The 14,249-nt window shown below is 29.5% G+C and carries 15 protein-coding genes, 1 pseudogene and 1 riboswitch; of the genes and pseudogenes, 9 read left to right on the top strand and 7 right to left on the bottom strand.

Annotation, left to right across the window (positions count from 1 at the left end):
• Positions 1-50: 50 nt before the first annotated feature.
• The gene (locus ACLVEP_RS11900; RefSeq protein WP_412585104.1) at positions 51-176 is read right to left on the bottom strand and encodes a helix-turn-helix domain-containing protein; all 126 of its coding nucleotides are present in this window, start codon (positions 174-176) and stop codon (positions 51-53) included.
• 171 nt (positions 177-347) lie between these two features.
• Between ACLVEP_RS11900 and ACLVEP_RS11905 the strand changes: the two genes are divergently transcribed.
• The 4 genes from ACLVEP_RS11905 to ACLVEP_RS11920 are packed head-to-tail and all read left to right on the top strand — an operon-like array spanning position 348 to position 2,837.
• Positions 348-479 (top strand): hypothetical protein, encoded by a 132-nt coding sequence (locus ACLVEP_RS11905; RefSeq protein WP_256179748.1) that lies wholly within the window; start codon positions 348-350, stop codon positions 477-479.
• A 16-nt stretch (positions 480-495) separates the two neighbouring features.
• Positions 496-1,194: a LytR/AlgR family response regulator transcription factor gene (locus tag ACLVEP_RS11910; protein WP_412585105.1), complete on the top strand. Its 699-nt coding sequence runs from the start codon at positions 496-498 to the stop codon at positions 1,192-1,194.
• Positions 1,181-2,371, top strand: coding sequence for a hypothetical protein (locus tag ACLVEP_RS11915; RefSeq protein ID WP_412585106.1), 1,191 nt, complete (start codon positions 1,181-1,183; stop codon positions 2,369-2,371). Before ACLVEP_RS11910 ends, ACLVEP_RS11915 begins: the two co-directional genes overlap by 14 nt.
• The gene (locus ACLVEP_RS11920) at positions 2,352-2,837 is read left to right on the top strand and encodes an accessory gene regulator B family protein (protein WP_256186982.1); all 486 of its coding nucleotides are present in this window, start codon (positions 2,352-2,354) and stop codon (positions 2,835-2,837) included. The genes ACLVEP_RS11915 and ACLVEP_RS11920 overlap by 20 nt, the downstream gene beginning before the upstream one ends.
• Before the next feature lie 21 nt (positions 2,838-2,858).
• On the opposite strand, the gene gltA is transcribed toward ACLVEP_RS11920, so the two are convergent.
• The 3 genes from gltA to ACLVEP_RS11935 form a co-directional block, all read right to left on the bottom strand.
• Entirely contained in the window at positions 2,859-4,247 is a 1,389-nt protein-coding gene (gene gltA / locus ACLVEP_RS11925) for an NADPH-dependent glutamate synthase (protein WP_032090871.1), read from the bottom strand.
• A complete protein-coding gene (locus ACLVEP_RS11930) occupies positions 4,247-5,095 on the bottom strand; it encodes a sulfide/dihydroorotate dehydrogenase-like FAD/NAD-binding protein (protein ID WP_117788143.1) in 849 nt (282 codons plus the stop codon). The genes gltA and ACLVEP_RS11930 overlap by 1 nt, the downstream gene beginning before the upstream one ends.
• A 117-nt stretch (positions 5,096-5,212) precedes the next feature.
• On the bottom strand, positions 5,213-6,187 hold the full coding sequence (locus ACLVEP_RS11935; RefSeq protein ID WP_257360652.1) for an IS1595 family transposase: 975 nt from the start codon (positions 6,185-6,187) through the stop codon (positions 5,213-5,215).
• Positions 6,188-6,741: 554 nt separating this feature from the next.
• Between ACLVEP_RS11935 and ACLVEP_RS11940 the strand changes: the two are divergent.
• Positions 6,742-7,377: pseudogene (locus ACLVEP_RS11940) on the top strand (transposase).
• Positions 7,378-8,027: 650 nt separating this feature from the next.
• Here ACLVEP_RS11940 and ACLVEP_RS11945 read toward each other — a convergent pair.
• Positions 8,028-8,831, bottom strand: a complete 804-nt coding sequence (locus ACLVEP_RS11945) for a YARHG domain-containing protein (RefSeq protein ID WP_412585107.1) — start codon at positions 8,829-8,831, stop codon at positions 8,028-8,030.
• 70 nt (positions 8,832-8,901) lie between these two features.
• Positions 8,902-8,948, top strand: a riboswitch (PreQ1 riboswitch).
• 74 nt (positions 8,949-9,022) lie between these two features.
• On the opposite strand from ACLVEP_RS11945, the gene ACLVEP_RS11950 reads away from it, so the two are divergent.
• A complete protein-coding gene (locus tag ACLVEP_RS11950) occupies positions 9,023-9,502 on the top strand; it encodes a QueT transporter family protein (protein ID WP_412585108.1) in 480 nt (159 codons plus the stop codon).
• A gap of 39 nt (positions 9,503-9,541) precedes the next feature.
• On the opposite strand, the gene acpP is transcribed toward ACLVEP_RS11950, so the two are convergent.
• Complete coding sequence (gene acpP, locus ACLVEP_RS11955) at positions 9,542-9,769, bottom strand: acyl carrier protein (RefSeq protein ID WP_022001955.1); 228 nt, start codon at positions 9,767-9,769, stop codon at positions 9,542-9,544.
• Positions 9,770-9,890: 121 nt separating this feature from the next.
• Between acpP and ACLVEP_RS11960 the strand changes: the two genes are divergently transcribed.
• Positions 9,891-10,385: a GNAT family N-acetyltransferase gene (locus ACLVEP_RS11960; protein ID WP_318000039.1), complete on the top strand. Its 495-nt coding sequence runs from the start codon at positions 9,891-9,893 to the stop codon at positions 10,383-10,385.
• Positions 10,386-10,393: 8 nt separating this feature from the next.
• Here ACLVEP_RS11960 and ACLVEP_RS11965 read toward each other — a convergent pair whose 3' ends face one another.
• Positions 10,394-11,401 carry a glycoside hydrolase family 25 protein gene (locus ACLVEP_RS11965; RefSeq protein ID WP_412585109.1) on the bottom strand — a complete coding sequence of 336 codons (1,008 nt, stop codon included), beginning with the start codon at positions 11,399-11,401 and terminating at the stop codon, positions 10,394-10,396.
• Positions 11,402-11,516: 115 nt separating this feature from the next.
• Here ACLVEP_RS11965 and ACLVEP_RS11970 point away from each other — a divergent pair, with 115 nt between their 5' ends.
• Together ACLVEP_RS11970 and ACLVEP_RS11975 are read left to right on the top strand one after the other, a co-directional pair.
• Entirely contained in the window at positions 11,517-12,689 is a 1,173-nt protein-coding gene (locus tag ACLVEP_RS11970; RefSeq protein ID WP_412585111.1) for an NlpC/P60 family protein, read from the top strand.
• Positions 12,690-12,782: 93 nt separating this feature from the next.
• A complete protein-coding gene (locus ACLVEP_RS11975) occupies positions 12,783-14,150 on the top strand; it encodes an NlpC/P60 family protein (RefSeq protein ID WP_412585113.1) in 1,368 nt (455 codons plus the stop codon).
• Positions 14,151-14,249: the final 99 nt, after the last annotated feature.

The following is a 14,249-nucleotide window of genomic DNA, read 5'->3' on the forward strand; positions in this document are numbered from 1 at the left end:
TGCGGACATTTAGGAAGATATAAAAAGATAGTCAAAAAGACATATATAATTTATGGCAATTTATTATTGGGATTTAAATTAGGATTTGTTTCAATTCTATAAATAGTACTCTCACTTACTCCTAAGCCCTCTGCAAGCTCTTTTCTAGAAACACCTCTTTCTATTCTTTTATTCATAATTATCTCATTAACATTCATTATCCGTCACCCTTTTAATTCATGTTAACAATTAAATCGTGCATTTTACGCATTATAAAAGATACCTTCAGGAACGATACAGACTCTTTCATGCACGTTCTATTGACTTCATATCTATGTCAAATATAAAGTACACTTAAGGAGGTAATTATGATAAACTATTTAATTGAAAAATACTTTGCATTGTTAGGTGGAGTTGCCTATAGTAACGCAACATCAATGTCTGCTTTTAACTTCTATGAATTCGACAAACCTGAACAATTAAAGAATTTAAACAAATAAGAAAGGTGGCATCATTATGAATATTTTGATATTAGAGGATACAAATACTTTTGTAGAGGAGTTTGTTGATATACTCAAAAATAACAATCTATTCACTGATGCCCATTTCTTTTGTCTAGGGGATCACTTTGAAGAAATTGATAACACAAAAGACTACCAAGTTATTTTTATAGATGTTCATTTAAGTAAATCAATAAATGGTATCGATTTTTCTATAGAACTTAAAAAGAGGTTTCCCAAAGCACTTATTGTTTTTGTAACCATGAACAACAACTTTGTTCATAAATCTATGGAACTTCAACCATTTTATTTCATTAGAAAAGATCATTTAAATGAAGACATGTCTATCTTCTTTAAAATGTTTAAAGAACATTTAGAGAACACAAGTTTTATAGTCATTAACGCTAGAGAAAAACGTGTACGTATTAATACCTGTGATATTATCTACATAGAAGCTGATGGTCATTACTTAAAAATTGTCACACTAGATGGTGAATATAAATTTAAGGAAAAAATTAAAGAATTCCAAAAACAACTTAATAATAACAATATCATACAAGTACATAGATCCTATCTTATTAATTTAGATTTTGTCTATGACGTAAATTCCAAGTTCATCATCTTAAGAAACAAGAAAGAAATTAATATAGGTAAAACATATAAAAAGAAATTTAAACTAACTTATCAGGATTATTTACTCAATGGTAGCTTATAGTATATTTCTTAATTTTGTAGAAGTATTTACACTTACTGCTTTCGTTTACCTTTATTACTCATTTTCAAGTAGAAAACAGTTTTGTCTTCTACTTACTTCTTTATTTTTAATATGTGAATTATGTGATATTTTAAGAGAAAATGGATTTATACTAATGATTGGTTATTTTATTATAAGTTACTCATTTGTAATATATAAAAAAGACAGAATGTTTCTAGGAGATGCATTTATACTTGGTGGTTATATATTTTTTATTTTCTTATGTACATTTATTTTATACTATTTATTCAGGCCATTGTTAAATAGCGATTTCTCCATTCTATTTTATATATTGGTTGGCGTATTTTCTAAAACCATTTTAGTATTATTTACTTATTGGCTACTTTCACATTTTAAATATGACCTTAATGTACCGAATCAACAATATCTAATTGTAATCATTACAGAAATATTAGTTTTAAGTATTTTCGGTATAATCGGATATGCTTCTGTTGATATTACTGTAAGTTTCAGTTCATTTATCGTATGTTCTCTCTTACTAATCGTTTTCTTTCTTATAATTATAAATGGTATCTATTTTAATAAAATATACACAGAAAAGATGCAATATGAAAAACAATTACAAAAAGAAAAATATATAAAACAAAGTTTACGTCTCATACAAAACATTAGTTATGATATTGATGATAAGAAACATCGTATTCATTGGATATTAGAACACATTAAACACTTAAACAACGATACCAATCCAAAAATATCCAAAGCTATTGAACAATATCAATCTAAAAACACTTACCAAAAATTAGTTGCATCTAAAAATCCAGTATTTGATATTTTGATTTCTGTAAAAATCAATAGGTTACAAGATGATAATATAAGTATTAAACCTTTCTTTGAGATTAGTCAAAATGAAAAATATGATGATTTAGATTTTATTGATGTTATTTCTGAAATATTAGATTATGTTAAAAGACATAATGAAATAACTTTGCACATCAAAGGCCAAGGCATTTATACGTTAGTTGAACTTTATTCAGAAAATGATTTTTATGATTATGATAGATGTAAAATTGAATCTGATTTAATTGTTAAGAAAAAGAACATTTATAAAGATGGTATTTATTACATGAAATTTTTATTAAAAGGAACAGAGGATGATGTTAGAGAAAATTTATGATAAATATAATTTTGATGAAGATTATGAAGTCTATAAGTATGGTCAACAAGTTTTAATATTTAATTCAGTCGTTAATATATTTATGTTTATTCTAGGATTATGTTTACATGAAGGACTTATGACACTAGTTTGGATGTTAGCATTTTCCGGATTAAGAGTGAATTTAGGTGGATATCATTGTGATAGTCCTGTTAAATGTTTTATTACATCTAATAGCGTTTATCTTATTTCAATACTAGCATATCAATATTTAAGTAATTATTTCCTTGTATTTTTATTTATACTATTTGTATTATTACTAGTAATGAGCAAATATTTTAAATATTTAAATAAAAAAGCAAAATTAACAATGTGCATTGAAGTCATTTGCCTTCTAATTCCAAAAATAAATATGATTATAGTTCTAACATTAATAGAAAATATAATTAGTTATTTAATGACAGCCAAAGAAAAAGTCAATTCGTAATGTGAATTGACTTTTTAAATACTATTTATTTTGTAGATATTCATCCATTGCTTTAGCTGCTTTTTTACCAGCACCCATAGCTAAGATAACTGTTGCTGCACCAGTAACAACATCTCCACCTGCATAAACACCATCTTTAGATGTTTTCATTGAATCTTCATCAACGATAATTCCACCCCAAGATTGGCAATCTAAACCAGGAGTTGTATGTCTAATTAATGGGTTTGGACTTTGTCCAATAGCAACGATAACTGTTCCTGTTTCAATTGTGAAGTTAGATCCTTCTTTAGCGATTGGTCTTCTTCTTCCAGATGCATCAGGTTCACCTAATTCCATTTCAACACATTCCATAGATTTAACCCATCCATCTTCACCTTCAATTTTAACTGGATTAGTTAATAATTTGAAGATAATTCCTTCTTCTTTAGCGTGATGTACTTCTTCAGCACGAGCAGGAACTTCTTCAGGTCCACGACGATAAACGATATATACGTTTTTAGCTCCTAAACGTTTTGCAGTTCTTGCAGCATCCATCGCAACGTTACCAGCACCGATAACACATACTGTATCTGTTACTTTAACTGGTGTTGGATGATCTGGGAATTGATATCCTTTCATTAAGTTAACACGAGTTAAGAATTCGTTTGCAGCGTAAACACCATTTAAGTTTTCACCAGGAATTCCTTGGAAACGTGGTAAACCAGCACCACTACCTACGAAGATTCCTTGATATCCTTGTTCTTGTAATTCATCAATTGTAATTGAACGTCCTACAACAACGTTAGTTTCGAAATCTACACCTAAAGCAGCAACACCATCTACTTCGCTTTGTACTAATTTTTTAGGTAATCTGAATTCTGGAATACCATAAGATAATACCCCACCTGTTTTATGTAATGCTTCAAAAACAGTTACATCATAACCTTTTTTAGCTAATTCACCAGCACATGTAATACCAGCAGGTCCTGATCCAATAACAGCAACTTTTTTACCATTTTTTTCAATTTTTAATTCTGCAGGTTTTCCATGTTCTCTATGATAATCAGCAACGAATCTTTCTAATCGTCCGATTCCTACTGATTCAGTTTTAATTCCTCTAACACATTTACCTTCACATTGATTTTCTTGAGGACAAACACGTCCACAAATTGCAGGTAATGCATTTTCTCTTGTAATTGTTTGATAAGCTTCTTCAAATTCACCTTCTGCAACATGATGAATGAATTCAGGAATTGGTACTCCTACTGGACACCCATCCATACAGAATGGTTTTTTACAGTTTAAGCAACGAGTTGCTTCTTCCATAGCTTGTTCTTTTGTATATCCTAAAGAAACTTCTTCAAAGTTTTTATTTCTTACATTAGGATCTTGTTCAGGCATTTTAACCTTATTTGGTGACATATTAGGCATTATTTTGCACCTCCCATTAAATTACAAATACGATCTGCATTGGCATCTACTTGATGTTCTTCTTCTTTGAACATTCTTTGACGAGCCATTAATTCATCAAAATCTACTGATAAACCATCAAAGTCTGGTCCATCAACGCAAGCAAATTTAATCTTACCATCAACAGTAACACGGCAGCATCCACACATACCTGTACCATCAATCATAATAGGGTTTAATGAAACCATTGTTTTTAAGTTATGAGGTTTTGTTACCCCAACAACGGCTTTCATCATAGGTACTGGTCCAATAGCGATTACTTCATCTATTGGATCACCACTATCAATTAATTCTTGTAATTTAACAGTTCCAAATCCTTTTTCTCCTAAAGATCCATCATCTGTCATCACATATACATTTTTACAGAAAGCTTTAAACTTATCTGCCCATAATACATATTGTGCTTCACGTCCACCAATGATAACATCCACATCTACACCCATTTCAGCTAATTTTTTAAGTTGTGGATATAATGGTGCACTACCAACCCCACCGGCAATACCAACAACATGATTTGATTTATGTAAATCAGTTGGTACACCTAAAGGTCCAACAAAGTCAGTGATTTCATCACCTTCGTTTAATTTTGCTAATTGACGAGTTGAAAAACCTACAATTTGATAAATAATTGTAATTGTTTCAGCTTCTCGATCATAATCAGCAATTGTTAAAGGAATTCTTTCTCCATCTTCACCAACTCTTAAAATAATGAATTGACCTGGTTCGCACTTTCTAGCAACCATTGGAGCATGAACTTCCATTAATTCAACAACATCATTTAGTCTTTCTTTTTTGACTATTTTGTACATTTCTGGTTTCCCCCAATTCTTTTAGACTACCTCTATTATACGCTTATGTGAATAAAAAAACAACGTTCCTTCTAGTAAGATTTACTAAAAGAAAATCGTTGTTTTAATTTTTCTTAATTAACCATCTGACACATGTGCATAGTATGGTTCGGATAAATTGAGTACAGTAATAATTGCTTTTTTAGGACATGGATGTGATTTCAAAACATATTTCTGTATTTTGTTCATGAAGTTCTTTCCAGTATATCTATGGTTGAAACGCCATTCTTGTTCATTCAAAAACAAAGGTAAGTCACGTTTAGTTACTCCATGATATATACCAGTAATATTATTCTTTATATCACCAATTAATACATTAAGCCAATACAATCTATGATTTTCTTCATCATAGAGTATTTTTTCTGATTTTAATGTTATTTTATCAGTTAATCCTAAAAAAGTTGTTTTTCCATCAGTGTTTAGTATTCTTTCTTTTGAAAGTATTGCTTTTTTTGAGATGAATCTAACAATATTATTTGTACTATCTACAGCTACTGGCATTAATTTTAAAAATTTTGGATATTTATTTTCTTTATCTGTTGATAACATTACTAAAAAGGGTTGCTGTTCAGTAGCAACTCCTTGTTTGTGTTCTTCTTTACTTTTTGAGCCTATATAAGCAACGTCTGCTTCATAAAAAAAGCTGTCCAGAATTTTTTCACTGTTACTTTGGGACATAAGAATCCTACATTTTCTACAAAGTAATAGCGCTGTTTTATAATTTATTTCTAATTCATTAGCTAATTCAATCGCAGACAAACCTTTATTTGCCGTAAAAAAGAGATACATTCCTAAAATCAATTTATAAAGATCTAGCTTATTATCTTGAAATATAGTATTAGAAAGTAAGTAATGTTGATGACCACATTCTTTACATTGAAAGACATCACCTCTTTTAATGGAATAGTAATGTGTACATCCACATTTTTCACAGTAAAAGCCAACAGGCCATTTCATTTTAAAAAAGAATTTTACACATTCATCATGATTATTTGCATATTTTCTAGTTAAAGTAATTAAAGAATCCTTTTTTGGTTTTTGATTTTTAGCCATAGTATCCACCTCTTTAAGAAAAGTATATAATATTTTAAAGAAGTGATAGATTATACTCCTCGGTTTAAAGTGAGAATAACGGAGTTAAATCAAAAGATGTGTCAGATGGTTAATTAAGTAATTTTTTAAAAATTCTATATTTTGAATATTTTTTGCTCTTTCAATCTTTTCAATTAAGTTAATATTATAGTTATTTTTAAACAATAAAGAATATAATATCCATTATATAATCTGCACTTACCTTTGATGAATAAGATCCTATCTTTGAAAAAATATTTTCTTTATAAAAAAGGGGGAAAATAAATTTTGTCCACATGGTAATAATCTTTGAAGATTATTACCTTTTTAGTGCTAGTCTAAGCTCTATAATTCTTGTGGTACCAAAGGGGCTAAATTGCGTGCTGCACATATTTCCTCTATCGCTCTCGATGCCAAGCATCGTCATATCGTCTTTACCATTCCAAAACATCTAAGAGGTTATTTTATTAAAGACAGATCCCTTTTGAATCTTCTTTTTATTGCTGCCAGAAACACTCTTGCCTGTGTTTTTAATGATGCAAAGTACAGAAAAATCAAAATGCCCCTACTCCTATAAAAACGACAGAAACAAGATCGTTTTCGGTTCTGTTTTGACTTTACATACTTTTGGCAGAGATTTGAAATGGAATCCCCATATCCACTGCCTTGTTTGTGAAGAAGCTTTTGATACCAAAAAAAATAAAATGAAGAACTTTTCTTTTATTTCCTATAAAAAGCTCAGAAAAACTTGGATGTATCAGGTTCTTGATCTTCTTTCTAAACAAAAGCTCAAACATTTTCGTTATCTTAAACAGAGATTCTATGATGAACTTGTAAACGGCTTTTATGTCTACGCTAAAAAGAAATAAAAAGACAATGATGACAATAATGTTGATGATTGCGTCAATTACATTACCAGATACACTTCCAGACCTCCCATGGCTGAAAACCGCATCATCAAATATGAAGATGACAAAAAGATGATCAGATGATGGTACAACCGTCATGAGGATGAAAAATATATCGAAGTATATGAAAGTGCTGAAAACTTTATAAACAATCTTATCCTTCACTGTCCTGATGAAAACTTTAAAATGGTCAGATACTATGGTTTCTATTCAAACAGGAATAAAAAGTATATCAGAAATCTGAAAGAAAGAAAAAAGATTTAAAAAACAAACTTGACCATCTAAAATACCGCACACATATGATAGAATCATTGCAAAAAAATACTCTTTTATGTTCATGTGGCAATCTTATAAAATGTGAATATACATAGGTACCCCTAATGACAGACTCTACAGTGAAAAATGCATCAATGATTGCAGAAGATATACTTATCGAAACGAAGTGTACTGCTTGTGGTCATATTGACAATGTTCCTAACTGGATTATTGGTGAATTGGCAGAAGAAGACAGAATCTCCAGTAAACATGGTGAAGTTGAAATAGAATGTCCTGTATGTAAAGGTCCTATGAGAAGAGTTAGGTAACTGTTATATAACACAGGGTAAAAAAATTCATACTAGATCATGCAAACGCATCATAGTGTTTTAGTATGATTTTTATATACTATCTTTCTTGACGCATCCAAATTCTTAATAGATAAAAAAAGGAAAAGTAAACGGGCGTCGCTTACTTTTCCTACGTCATTCAATGAATATAGTTGTCAAAAAAATATCTAAGAGAAGAATGACTTTATAATCTTCTTTGATTACACTTTCATTTTACATATCTTTTATGAATTGAAAATGAAATTTATAGATTTTGATAACTATTTTCATATATTTTTTCATTTATGATTTAGTGTATGCAAATTATTTTCATCGATGTGCTTGAATAAAGGAAATATTTTTTAATTCAATTTCATTAAAATACTCTGACATATGATTATTCATCATTTCTGATGTCAAAGTTTCATCTGCACTATACCAACTTTTAGATTTAAAGTAATCTGCAATCTCAGGTGTTTTAAACGTACAATGATGTCTGGCATAAATTTCATTAAGTCCTAACCGTAACTGAGAATCATCTTTATTTTCTAAATCAGCTTCTGTAAGAAGTTCTGTATCACTATGAGCAAATATATATTCATCCTCATCTGTATTTTCTTCTACTGTTGTTTCTATTTTTTCATTTACAATAACTTGAAGGGCTTTTTCTTTACCAGATTCACTAGTACAAATTACTTTTGTCTTACCTGATGATAAAGCTGTAATTTTACCATTTGCATCTACGATACATATTTTTTCATTTTTAGATTGATAAGTACATTTAAGATTAGTTTGAATGGTATATTCATCTCCAATATTTAATGTAACTTTACTTTTTTCTAAATGTAATGGTTTTTCAACATGTTGACTAACAAGATTATCTGGTGAATAAGATGGTTTATTTCCTTTAAAAAATAAAATAAATCCTAACATAGCAATCACCACGACAAGTGCTATGATTCCTAAAATAATAATTTTAGTTTTTTTACGCACTTCTTTTTTATGTTTTTCTCTCTTTTTAACCCTTGAACCTACTTCTTCTACTTGGATATCCTCTTGCGGTATTCTTGTTCCACAAATATCACAATATTTGGCTCCTTTTGTTAGTAAACTATGACATTTTGGACATAACATAATCATCATCTCCTTACCTTTATTATAAAATAAAATATATTGATTTTCACTACCCGTTTTAGTATAATGTCAAAGACTGGTTCGAGAGCCAAACCCAGTATAAAAAACTAAGGATAAGTAATGAAGATGGCTCTGTCATCTTTTTTATTTTATCTGGCTTCTAACTGTACTTTAGAAGAGGAGGACTACAAATGAATAATAAAAAGGTACAATTAATTGTAATGAATGCCATGATTGGTGCTGTTTATGCAGTTTTAACAATTTTGATTTCACCTATTGCTTATGGAGCAGTGCAAATGCGCTTAACTGAAATTATTGTTTTACTTGCATGTTACAACAAGAAATTTATTCCAGGACTTACTATTGGATGTTTACTTGCAAATCTTGCATCTCCAATGGGACTATATGATATTTGTTTTGGAACAGCTGCAACATTGATTGCTTGTCTTGGTATGTATTATGTTAAAAATGTTTTTGCTGGAGCTTTAATTGGTGGGGTTGTCAATGGTTTAATCGTTGGTTTAGAACTTTATCTAGCTTTAGAATTACCATTTATGATTAATGCATTCTATGTTTTCATTGGTGAATTTATTGTTTTAATTATTGGAGCATTCTTATTTAAATGTTTAGAAAAAAATAAAACACTTATGAATAAATATATTTTAGAATAATGTAAAAAAGCTATAACAGCGAAATGCTTGTTATAGCTTTTATTTATGTTCTTCGATATAGTTTACTATATCGTTTACTGTTTTAAAATTCATAACGTCTTCATCAGGAATTTCAATTCCAAATTCTTCTTCAGCAGACATGATTAATTCAACTGAATCTAATGAATCTAATTCTAGATCTTCTTTTAATTTAGCATCTAAAGTAATTTTTGATTCATCAATATCCATTGTATCTTTTAAAATTTCTTTGATTTGATCAAGTACCATTTTATTTCCTCCTTCTGTATACAGCTATTATAACAAATGCTTTTGATTTGTAAACAAAACAATTTGACAAACAACCTAAAAGTCTATATCATTTAGAAAAGTATGTTTGGGAGGTAAAATAATGATTTTAAGACCAACGAAAATCGAAGATATTTCACGTGTCATTGACATTATTAATCAAGCAAAAACTTATTTCAAAAATAATGATATTGATCAATGGCAAGATGGATATCCTAATGAAGAAACAATTGAAAAAGATATAGAAAATAATGAAGCTTATGTTTTAGAAGAAGACGGTGTTATTTTAGGAACGTGTATGGTAACGATTCATGGAGAACCTGCTTATAACCGTATTGAAGGAAAATGGATTTTAAATTGTCCTTATATATGTGTACATCGTATTGCTGTTGATAATGAATATAAAGGAAAAGGATTAGCTTCTACGATTTTAGATCAAGCAGTTGCTATGTATCCAGATTATCATAGTGTTAGAATGGATACGCATCATGATAATCTTTCTATGCAAAGTTTTTTAACTAAATATGGTTTTAAATATTGTGGAGAAATCACTTTAAAAAGTGGTTCTTTAAGAAGAGCTTATGAAAAAAGAATCTAAGCTCTTTTTTATGTCCTTAATTTTCCTTCTTTAAGTAATCTTAATAATTCATCATTTTGTCTTTGTGAACCTGTATAATTATCTATTCCATTTAATTTAGCTAATTTTGTTCTATTAGCAAAAGAAGCATCTTCTTGAATAGAACGCAAAGCATCTGTAAAACTATTACCTGTATAATCTGGTGCACTTAAATATCTTATTTTTCTTTCTATAACTTGATCATTGACCCAGCCTGCATCTTGTCCGATAAGATAAGGATTTCTAGCTCCTTGAACAATTCTTGTAATAATTCCAAAATGACGATATGGCATTAATGGTTGCGAGGATTCACTAGTTAAAAATACATGGTGAAATTCTACCTCATCTCCTATTTTATACCTTGTTAAATTTGTATTTGAAAAATTATTGAAGCCACCCTCTTCTATAATTTGTGGAAAATCTTGATAGGCATAATTTAAATCAACCATTGTATCAATACCTAAAACATTTCCTGTAGCGCTATATTGCCACATACCATATTCCCCATCATAATTAAGTTCATCATTATATCTTGCAATCCATTTTGTATATTCATTAAAGATAGGACTTGTAAGTTTAGTTCTAAACCAGAATAATGATGCATACATTCCTACGTAGTAACCCTCTTGTTCTAATCTTTTTGCAAATGTTTGAGCAATATTCGCTATTGTTTGATTACTTTGTCTTCCAGTTGTATTATTATCTTCTAAATCATAATAAACAGGATAAGCCATTTGATAATCTTTTACGAGTCTTAAAACATGTTCTGCTTCTGATAAAGCTTCTCTTTCATTGGTTGCATAAGAATATAAATAAACCCCAAAAGGGATTTTTAAACGTGTACATTCATCTGCATTTCTTTTAAAAAAAGGATCATCTTGACTTTCAAGATTACTCCCATAACCACATCTAATAATCGCAAAATCTATATGTTTTTTAACCTCTTGCCAATCAATCACTCCTTGAAATTTAGAAACATCTATTCCATGTTTTACCAAAATTATTCACCTCATTATAAAATATGTCATAATGTCAAAAATGTTATTATTATCGTTGTTTATATTTACTTTTGGTTAAAAAAATAAGATAATAGCTACGGGAGGAATTATAGTTATGAAAAAGAGTTTTATCTCCATGATTTGTTTTACTTTGTTAGTATCAATTTTTTGTTCTACAAGTCAAGTTCATGCTGTAAACTTTGAAGGGCAAGAGAATAAATATATGAAACTTTGCGCTAGTAAAAGTTTATCTAATAGTAATTATAATACTTGTAAACAATTTAATTCTTATTTAAAAAAGAAAAACAATCAATTACAAAGTTCAATTGATGAATCTAAATCTAAAATTTCAGATACTCAAAGTTCATTAGATGATGTAGTTTCTAAAATTGCTGATTTAAATAACCAAATTGAACAAAAGCAACAAGAAATCAACTATTTAGAAAGTTCAATTAAATCATTAGAAGATAGTATTACTGCTAAAGAAAACGAAGTCAAAGAACGTATGTATGCAATGCAATCATACAACAATAGTAATAGTTATATTGAATTTATTTTCGGTGCTTCTAATTTTTCTGATTTCTTTTCAAGAATTGATAGTGTCAATGAAATCACTCAATTTGATAAAGAATTAGTAGAAAAAATAGCTGATGAAAAGAAACAAGTTGAATCTCAAAAAGCAACTGTTGAAACAGTAAAAGCAAATATTGTTTCTCAACAAAACCAACAATATGCTTTACAATCACAATATGAAGATCTATTAGCTAAACAAAAACAAGATTTAGCTGCTGCTGAAAGTGAAAAATCTAAAGTTTCTGATACTCAAAACTCATTAGATTCTTTCTTATCTTCTGTAGTTGTAACTCAACCATCTTCATCTGGTGGTAGTGGTGGTAATAAAGGTAATGGTTCAACAACTATTAAACCATCTACAAATATTCCAACTACAAATAAGTATGGTTCAACAGTCGTAGCTGCTGCTTATTCTAAATTAGGTTGTCCTTATGTATGGGGAGCTAGTGGTCCTAATTCATTTGACTGTTCAGGATTAGTTATGTGGTGTTATGCTCAAGCTGGTGTTTCACTTGATCACTATTCTGGTTCTCAAGGACATGCAGGAGCCATCATTCCATTAAGTCAAGCTCAACCAGGAGACATCTTATGGAAAAGCGGACATGTAGGTATTTACATTGGTGGAGGACGATATATTCATGCTCCTCGAACAGGTGATGTTGTTAAAATTGCTTCTAATGTAAGTAGATTTACTTGTGCAGTAAGACCATATTAAAAAAGGCATCTTGCCTTTTTTATTTTAGGGATATTTATGATTATTTACTTTTTTAATGAAGTGATGTATAAATAATATGAGGGGGTGTTTCGCTTGAAATTTAAAAAGTATTTTGTAGGTCTTGTATCATCTGCTATGTTAGTATCTACATGTTATTGTATAAAGCCTGTTGAGGCTATTGACTTTTCAAAAAACGAAGCAAAATACATGTCGATATGTGCAAGCGGAAAATTAACTAATAGTAATAAAAAAACATGTGAAGAATTTAATAGTTATCTTAAAACTAAAAATAAAAAATTAAAAAAGGATTTAGAAAATCAAAAAAGTGCTGCAGCGAATACAACACAAACATTGGATAGTGTACAAAAGAAATTAGATTCTATTAATGCAGATATTTCATCCAAAGAAGCTGAAATTCAATATGTCGAAACATCTATTCAAAATACTCAAGCTGAAATTGATCAAGATAATCAAGAAATAAAAGATCGTATGTATGTCATGCAATCTTATATGAATGAAAATACATTTATCAATTATGTCTTTGGTGCTGAAAATTTCACAGATATGTTATCTAGAATAGATAGTTTCAACACACTTACTGCAAGTGATCAAGAATTAATTGCTCAAATGCTTGAAAAGAAAAAAGAAATTGAAAATCAAAAAGTTACATTAGTAAACGCTAAAGCTGTTTTAGAGGAACAAAAGAAGGAACAAGCTACTATTCAAGTTCAATATGAAGCCTTATTAGAAGAACAAAGAAAACAAATTGCTGCTACTGAAGTAGATGCCAATGTCGCTGCTAGTCGTTCAAATGCTATTGATGCTTCATTAGCTGCGTTCTATGAACAATCTAAAAAGGATGATGTAGGACATGTCAGTCAAATTCCTACACCTAAACCAAATCCTTCTAACAACAATAATCAAAATTCAAGCAATAATAACACAAGTAATAGTACAAATAATTCGAATAATAACTCAAATAATAATTCGAATAGTAATGCAAACAACAATAATTCAAACAACAATTCAAATAGTAGTTCTAAGCCATCTCAAGATAGTACAGCATTAGGTATTGCTATTGCTAATAAAGCTTTATCTAAACAAGGAAAACGTTACTATTGGGGTGCAAGCGGTCCTAATTATTTTGATTGTTCTGGTCTTGTTTATTGGGCACATAATCAAACTGGAGTAAGTATTGGAAGATCAACTGCTGCAGGATATGCAAGTAGTGGTAAGGCCGTATCTTATAGTCATTTACAAATTGGGGATGTTATTACTTTTAGCTATGGTAGTGGCGTTTCTCATATTGGTATTTATATTGGTAATGGTAATATGGTACATGCTTCTGGAAAAGGTTCTGAAACTGTTGGTCAGGATCCTAATCAATGTGTAAAAGTAACATCTGTTGCTCCAGGAAGTTATTTCTATAGTCGTATTTATAATTGTCGTAGACTTTATTAAAATAGGATGCGCTACATTTTGTAGCACATCCTATTTTTTTATTTTAAAAACCTAACCCAAGATAAATGTTGGTAAGTATTTCTTGGAAAACTAATCAAA

The organism is Faecalibacillus sp. (assembly GCF_047023275.1).
In the GTDB taxonomy this organism is placed as follows: domain Bacteria; phylum Bacillota_I; class Bacilli_A; order Erysipelotrichales; family Coprobacillaceae; genus Faecalibacillus.

Excerpts from the sequence above, each read along its gene's own strand:
- ACLVEP_RS11930 (WP_117788143.1), bottom strand. The coding sequence starts at position 5,095 with ATGTACAAAATAGTCAAAAAAGAAAGACTAAATGATGTTGTTGAATTA.
- ACLVEP_RS11910 (WP_412585105.1), top strand. The coding sequence starts at position 496 with ATGAATATTTTGATATTAGAGGATACAAATACTTTTGTAGAGGAGTTT.
- ACLVEP_RS11915 (WP_412585106.1), top strand. The coding sequence starts at position 1,181 with ATGGTAGCTTATAGTATATTTCTTAATTTTGTAGAAGTATTTACACTT.
- ACLVEP_RS11950 (WP_412585108.1), top strand. The coding sequence starts at position 9,023 with ATGAATAATAAAAAGGTACAATTAATTGTAATGAATGCCATGATTGGT.
- ACLVEP_RS11935 (WP_257360652.1), bottom strand. The coding sequence starts at position 6,187 with ATGGCTAAAAATCAAAAACCAAAAAAGGATTCTTTAATTACTTTAACT.
- ACLVEP_RS11900 (WP_412585104.1), bottom strand. The coding sequence starts at position 176 with ATGAATAAAAGAATAGAAAGAGGTGTTTCTAGAAAAGAGCTTGCAGAG.
- acpP (WP_022001955.1), bottom strand. The coding sequence starts at position 9,769 with ATGGTACTTGATCAAATCAAAGAAATTTTAAAAGATACAATGGATATT.
- ACLVEP_RS11945 (WP_412585107.1), bottom strand. The coding sequence starts at position 8,831 with ATGTTATGTCCAAAATGTCATAGTTTACTAACAAAAGGAGCCAAATAT.
- gltA (WP_032090871.1), bottom strand. The coding sequence starts at position 4,247 with ATGCCTAATATGTCACCAAATAAGGTTAAAATGCCTGAACAAGATCCT.
- ACLVEP_RS11920 (WP_256186982.1), top strand. The coding sequence starts at position 2,352 with ATGTTAGAGAAAATTTATGATAAATATAATTTTGATGAAGATTATGAA.
- ACLVEP_RS11960 (WP_318000039.1), top strand. The coding sequence starts at position 9,891 with ATGATTTTAAGACCAACGAAAATCGAAGATATTTCACGTGTCATTGAC.
- ACLVEP_RS11905 (WP_256179748.1), top strand. The coding sequence starts at position 348 with ATGATAAACTATTTAATTGAAAAATACTTTGCATTGTTAGGTGGAGTT.
- ACLVEP_RS11970 (WP_412585111.1), top strand. The coding sequence starts at position 11,517 with ATGAAAAAGAGTTTTATCTCCATGATTTGTTTTACTTTGTTAGTATCA.